6 protein-coding genes are annotated in these 6,573 nt (G+C 69.7%); 4 read left to right on the forward strand and 2 right to left on the reverse strand.

Annotated elements, in window-relative coordinates; translation table 11 throughout:
* Positions 1–77: 77 nt before the first annotated feature.
* Entirely contained in the window at positions 78–1,445 is a 1,368-nt protein-coding gene (locus tag ACIA73_RS28570; RefSeq protein WP_399441705.1) for a helix-turn-helix domain-containing protein, read from the forward strand.
* Positions 1,446–1,701: 256 nt separating this feature from the next.
* Complete coding sequence (locus ACIA73_RS28575; RefSeq protein WP_399441646.1) at positions 1,702–3,117, forward strand: NAD-dependent succinate-semialdehyde dehydrogenase; 1,416 nt, start codon at positions 1,702–1,704, stop codon at positions 3,115–3,117.
* 84 nt (positions 3,118–3,201) lie between these two features.
* Here the strand turns inward: ACIA73_RS28575 and ACIA73_RS28580 are convergent, their stop codons facing one another.
* A complete protein-coding gene (locus ACIA73_RS28580) occupies positions 3,202–3,846 on the reverse strand; it encodes a LysE family translocator (RefSeq protein WP_399441647.1) in 645 nt (214 codons plus the stop codon).
* A 398-nt stretch (positions 3,847–4,244) separates the two neighbouring features.
* Positions 4,245–5,165 carry a glycoside hydrolase family 19 protein gene (locus ACIA73_RS28585; RefSeq protein WP_399441648.1) on the reverse strand — a complete coding sequence of 307 codons (921 nt, stop codon included), beginning with the start codon at positions 5,163–5,165 and terminating at the stop codon, positions 4,245–4,247.
* A 456-nt stretch (positions 5,166–5,621) separates the two neighbouring features.
* Between ACIA73_RS28585 and ACIA73_RS28590 the strand changes: the two genes are divergently transcribed.
* Together ACIA73_RS28590 and ACIA73_RS28595 are read left to right on the forward strand one after the other, a co-directional pair.
* Complete coding sequence (locus ACIA73_RS28590) at positions 5,622–6,074, forward strand: hypothetical protein (protein WP_399441649.1); 453 nt, start codon at positions 5,622–5,624, stop codon at positions 6,072–6,074.
* Between the two features lie 75 nt (positions 6,075–6,149).
* Positions 6,150–6,446 carry a hypothetical protein gene (locus ACIA73_RS28595; RefSeq protein WP_399441651.1) on the forward strand — a complete coding sequence of 99 codons (297 nt, stop codon included), beginning with the start codon at positions 6,150–6,152 and terminating at the stop codon, positions 6,444–6,446.
* The last annotated feature ends 127 nt before the right edge of the window (positions 6,447–6,573 follow it).

The raw sequence follows: 6,573 nt of genomic DNA on the forward strand, positions 1-6,573 counted from the left end.
TGTCGGCACACATCGACGACGAGGGCATCGACGGTGAACGCGTCGACGAAGTGGCACAGTTCGCTGCGTTGCTGCGCATGCTGAAGGAGCACACGGACCGGAGTTACGGCTCGTTGGCGCGCCGTCTGGGCATGAACACCTCGACCTTGCACCGCTACTGCGCGGGCGACACTGTCCCGCTCGACTTCGCCCCCGTGGAGCGCTTCGCGGCGCTGTGCGGCGCGACCCCGGAGCAACGTCTGGAACTCCACCGCAAGTGGCTCCTGGCAGTAGCGGTCCGTCGGCCGGCTCGCCCGGTGAAGGCCGCGCCGAGCGCGTCCGACACGGGGTCGGAAGCCGTACCCGACGCGGTGGGCGGCCCGAACACGGCGGTGCGGGCGACGCCCGCAGCGGACACGGCATCGAGGACCGCCGACAGCCCGGCAGCCGGAAGGGGTCCTGCGCCCGCACCACCCGCGACGCCCGCACCTTCCGCCGCCTCCCCACTCCCGGGCCGCCCCTGGTACCGGCGGCGGCGACTCGTGGCCGGGCTGACCTCCCTCTGTGCCGTTCTCGCCACACTCGGCGGCTTCTCCGTCCTGCCGGACGGGCGTCGTGCGACCGTCAGCAGCTCCGAGGGGGTGACCGCGACCAAGGAGGCCGGGGCGCCCGCGCGGCAGAGCGCCTCATCCGGCCCGAGCGACATCCTCACCACCGGGCAGCCGTCCGGCACCCCGGCTCCGGGCTCCGTAAGGCCGTCCGGCTCCGCCTCTCCCCAGCAGCAACCGGGCGCCGTCCGGCCGCCCGGCGCGCGATCCGCGCCTCCGCCCCGCGGCGAACAGCCGGTCGGCCCGCCGCTCGCCTGGTCCGTCAACTCCCATGCCTGGAAGCTCGGCTGCGGTCACTCGTACGTCATCGCCAAACCACCCCATCTCGTCCCCCCGCCCCCCGCCCCGCAGGACGCCGCGCCCTGGGCGGCGACGCAGAGCGCGGTGCACGGCGGCGAAACGCTCGTGCAACTGTCGGTCCAGGGGCGCGACGACACAGCCGTCGTGCTGGAGGCGCTGCGCGTGCGCGTGGTCGGCCGTACCGCACCGGCCCAGGGCAACGCCTACTCCATGGGCCTGGGCTGCGGCGGGGCCGTCACCCCCCGCTACCTCGCCGTCGACCTGGACAAGGACCGCCCCATCGCCCGCGCGGTCGCCGGAAACGACACCGGCACCCCGGTCCCAGCCGTGCGCATGCCCTACCGCGTCTCAGCGAAAGACCCCGAAGTCCTGCTGATCACCGCCCGGACCCGCTCCTGCGACTGCCGCTGGTACCTGGAACTGGACTGGTCCTCCCAGGGCCGCACCGGCACCGTACGCATCGACGACAACGGGCGTCCGTTCCGCACCAGCGCCATCGAGGGCCTGCCTCAGTACGCATACGACCCCCTGGGGCGCCGCTGGGGAAACCACAGCTGAGACAACCCGCTTGCGTGTCGTCGGAGGTGGGCGGCGCCCTGGGCCCCCCTCCGGCCTCCGGCCCTCGCGTCACCGTGACGACGGCCCTCGCCCGCCCTCACCGCCGCACCCGGAAGCCCGCCGGGATGGCGGAAGGGAAGCCGAAGGGCAGTTTGCATATGTACGTACCGGGTACTTCGCACAGCGAGGGTGATACTGAATTGCCCCGTTTAGTTCTTGTTAACGACGTTATCGTCTCACCTGATCTGGAGATGTCATGTCGGACCAGCGCAAGAGTGCGTTCGCCACCGTCAGCCCGTACACCGGGGAAACCCTCGCGGAGTTCCCGGCAGCCTCGGGCAAGGAAGTGGATTCCGTCCTGGAAACCGCAGACCGGGCCTTCGGGTCCTGGCGGAAACGGCCCATCGAGGAGCGGGCCGCGGTGCTGGAGCGCGCGGCCGGGCTGATGAAGGAACGCAAGGAGGAGCTCGCCCGGACCATCACGCTGGAGATGGGCAAGCTCATCGAGGAGGCGCGTGGGGAGGTGGACCTCGCCGCGTCGATCCTGGCGTACTACGCGAAGAACGGGCCCGCGTTCGCCGCCGCGGAGCCCCTGGAGGTCGACGAGGGGGAGGCCTACCTGGTCAACGAGCCCCTCGGTGTGCTGCTCGGCGTCATGCCGTGGAACTTCCCGCTCTACCAGGTGGTGCGCTTCGTGGGCCCCAACCTCGTGCTGGGCAACACCGTGCTGGTCAAGCACGCGGGGATCTGCCCGCAGAACGCGCTCGCCCTGGAGAAGCTGTTCCAGGACGCCGGGGCGCCCCAGGGCGTGTACACGAACCTGTTCGTGAGCCACGACGAGATCTCGCGCATCATCGACAGCGACGTCGTACGCGGAGCCTCGCTGACCGGCAGCGAGGGCGCCGGCGCCAAGGTCGCCGAGCGGGCCGGGCGGAACATGAAGCCCAGCCTGCTGGAGCTGGGCGGCAGCGACGTCTTCGTCGTCCTCGACGGGGAGAACCTGGAGCGTACGGTGAGCGCCGCCGTGGCGGGCCGGATGGCGAACACCGGTCAGAGCTGCGTGGCCTCGAAGCGGTTCATCGTGCTGGACGAGGTGTACGACGACTTCCTGGCGGGGCTGCGGCGCGGTTTCGAAGCACTTGAGCCCGGCGACCCGGCGGACGAGGCGACCACCCTGGGGCCGCTCTCCTCCGAGCAGGCGGCGTCGGACCTTGTCGACCAGATCCGCGAGACCGTGGCGCAGGGAGCCGAGCTCGTTCTGGGCGGCAACCGGATCGACCGGCAGGGCGCCTTCGTGGAGGCGACGATCCTCACCGGTGTGAAGCCCGGAATGCGGGCGTATGCCGAGGAACTGTTCGGGCCCGCCGCGGTGGTCTACCGGGTCGCCGACGAGGACGAGGCCGTGGCCCTCGCCAACGACAGCCAGTACGGGCTCGGTGGTTCCGTCTTCTGCGCCGACCTGGAGCGGGGCCGCCGAGTCGCCGAGCGGATCGAGACCGGCATGGTGTGGGTGAATCACCCCACCTCCACCCAGCCCGACCTGCCGTTCGGCGGTATCAAGCGGTCCGGCTACGGGCGAGAGCTCTCTCAGCTCGGCATGCGGGAGTTCGTCAACCGCAAGCTGGTACGGGTCCTCCCGCCGGACGCGGAGCTGCGCGGCATCGCGGGCTGAGCCCTCGACGTCATCCTCGACAACGGCATCACGATTGGGCGGCTCGGCTTCAAAACCTCCGTCCCGCACGTGCGCGGGACCGGCTCAGGCGGAGGCGGGTGTGTCGGAGAGCGCGGTGCGCAGTGCGAAGACGCCGAGCAGGCCGCCCGTCGTGAAGCGCTGAGCGGCCATCACACGGGGGCGGGCGGCCAGGAATCCCGCTACCCGCGCCGCGGCCAGCATGATCAGGGCGTTCACGGAGACCCCGACGATGATCTGTACGCCGCCGAGTTGGAGCATCTGCGCCCAGTCCGGGCCTGCCTGCGGGTCCATGAACTGGGGCAGGAGAGCGGCGTACAGGAGGGCGATCTTGGGGTTGAGCAGGTTGGTGAGGAGGCCCATGGAGAACAGGCGGGCGTCGGAGACCGGGGGCAGGTCGTGGTGGGGGGTGAAGGGCGAGCGGCCGCCGGGCTTGAGTATGTCCCAGGCCAGGTAGGCCAGGTAGGCGGCCCCCGCGAGTTTGACCACCGTGAAAGCCAGCGGCACGGCGGCGAACAGCGCGGACATACCCGCCGCCGCGGCCACCAGGTAGCACAAGAATCCCACCGCGGTCCCGCTCAGGCTGACCAGGCCCGCCCTGCGGCCCTGAGTGATGGCGCGCGAGGCGAGATGGATCATGTTGGGTCCCGGAATCAGGGCCATGCCCAGTTCGACCAGGGCCACTCCTGCTATTGCGGCCGTACTGATCACCGGTCAACTCCTGATCTGCTCCCGGTACCCGGAGCAAGGCGGCGCCCGGCCCGGGCACACAGGGGCCGCTGCGACAGGTGGTGGTGAGCGGCGCCTGCTCACCCTACGGCTCTCCTGCTCACCCTACGGCTCTCCTGCCCGCCGTTTCCGGGCACCCCAGCAGCTCGGTCCGCACGGCGCGTTGCAGGTGACAGCGCGGGCTTCGGGCTCATCGTCGGTGGAGGCCCGGGGAGTTCGTACCCCGCGCCCAGGGGTTCGGACACAGGCTCTCAGGCCGTACCGCCGGGGCACGAAGCGTGCGGGCTTCGTGCCCCGGCGGTTGCGACTGCTCGCCCCGGCGGCTGGGACTGCTCAAGGAATTCGCCGTCGTGGGGGCGGTGTTGGCAGCACCCGTGCGATCAGCAGCTCAGGTTGGAACCCGGGGTGACATCCAGGATCCGGGTGAAGCTCTGGTAGCTGTTGATGCGGCTCTGCACCTGCGCCGGGTTGCGTCCGTCGCACTCCAGGTAGCCATTGATGGAGCGGATGGTCTCACCGAAGCCGCGCCCGTTCACGATCGCGTCGTGCGGCGTCATGGTGCCCGGCCCGTTCTGCGTGTTCCAGTACCAGAGTCCGGTCCGCCAGGCGATGGACGGGTTCTGCTCAACGAGGTACGGGTTGCGCAGCAGGTCGATTCCCAGAGCGTCGCCCGCCGCCTTGTAGTTGAAGTTCCAGCTCAGCTGGATCGGGCCGCGCCCGTAGTAGGCGGCCTGGCCCGCGGGGCAGCCGTAGGGCTGGGTCGCGTCGCAGTAGTGCGGATAGTTCGCGGTGTTCTGTTCCACGACGTAACGCAGGCCGCCGGTCTCGTGGTTGACGTTGGCGAGGAAGGCCGCGGCCTCCTGACGACGGACGGTGTCGCTGCCGGTCTTGGTGAACGCGGGGAAGGCCTTCAGGGCGTCGACCAGGCCGGCGTAGGTGTAGAAGCTGTTCCGGCTCGGGAACATCTGGTTGAACTGACTCTCGGAGACGACGAATCCGGACGGATCGGGGTCTTGTCCGCCTCCGCCGCCGCAGGTGCCCTGGTCGGCCCAGACGCCCCATTGGCCGGTGGTACCGGGCGTCTCGCCCTGGGTCCACCACTTGGCCTGGTAGTTGTGACCGCCGTGGGAAACGGTCACGCCTTGGGTGTAGACCGCGCCGGAACTCCAGGCGGCGGCGCAGCTCGCGGCGGCGGTCGCGGTCGCGGCGAAGAGGGGGAAGAGCACCGCGAGCAGGGCCGCGACGAGGGCGGAGGCGATGAGGCGGGGAAGTTTCACGGTGGAGGTCGGCGTGCGTAACACGACATCACATCCTCGGTGAGGGGAGATTGGCCCGAGCCAACCGCAATGGTCTGGACCTGTCAAGGTCCAGACCATTGCCGGGAGTACGGCGGCTGCGACTCAACGGGAACCCATGTCATCGTCGGCGCCGGTGACCGGCGCCGGCGAGGTGGAACGCGACACCCCGCCGAGCGGGCGGGCGACCGCGGCGCAGGCGGCCGTACCACCCATGACGCCGCACCACCCATGACGCCGCGCCGCCCCATGAACATGACCATGGCCGTGCAGATCATTTGGTCGACTCTTCCTATTTCCCCATTGTCCGTACGGAAAGGATGTGTTGAAGCATTGAAATGAAGCAGCGCAATTCGAGCGCCCCCTCGCGCCCCATGAGAGTGAAGATCCAAATCCGCCACTCTGGGTTCCGGTGATCGACTCCCGATGACCGAGGTTCACCAGGAAAGGTGGCACCGCACCATGCGTTCCATTGTCAAGCGGCTACCGGTCGTTGCGCTGATGACGGCCATGATCGGCTCCGTACAGGTGGTCGGCCACACGTCGACCGCGATGGCGGCCGAGGGAATCAACTTCCAGCAGCTCCTCAACGGGGAGCGCCTTCCGGACGGCGACGTCGTCCAGGCCACCGTCCTCCCCGGAGGCGCGGCGCCTGGCCAGATCTCGATTCAGCTGAAGCTGTCCGGGGTCACCTGGTGGAAGGGAATCCAGACGGGTCCCATCGTGCTCTGCCAGGCCCAGGACAACCAGCAGTCGTCCAGCGCCCAGGTCTCCGTCTCGGACTTCAACGCGCATGGGTTGCAGCTGTGGAAGGCCAAGACCTTCGGCGTGCACACGGAGATGTACAACGTTGTCGACGCCACGGAAAAGATGTCCGGCGGAAACGCCTACATCTTCATCTGGACGAAGGACTGACCGGCACCTGTTCCGTGCCGCTCCGCCGTTTCCCCTTCCTTCCCAACGCCCCCAGTACGTAAGTGAGGTTGCCCCATGAATTCAGTCGCCAAGCGACTCTCGACCGCCGCAGTAATGGTGGCTCTGCTGGTTCCCGCGGTCGGCGTGCAGACCGCCGCGGCAGCGAGCACGCCCGAGGCTGTCCGTACCGTGCCCGTCACCAAAGTGGTGAACGCCCCCGGCACGGAGTGGACGTTCTACGCCGCATTCGCCACCGCGGGTGCCTGCTGGGCCAAGGCGGCGTCGTACAAGAACGAATACTGGTGGGTCGATGCCACCACATGCGTCTTCAACTCCGCGCAGAACAGCTGGTTCATGTTCTACGAGGCATAGGGAGAAGCCCCGCCGCGGGGGGGGGGGGGGGGGGGGGGGGGGGGGGGGGGCGGCGCCCCCGGGGGGGGGGGGGGGGGGGGGGGGTTGGGGGGGGGGGGGCGGGGGGGGGGGCGCGGGCGGGCGCGCG

Origin of the sequence: Streptomyces sp. NPDC051561 (assembly GCF_044454195.1) — a bacterium.
Taxonomy (GTDB): Bacteria; Actinomycetota; Actinomycetes; order Streptomycetales; family Streptomycetaceae; genus Streptomyces.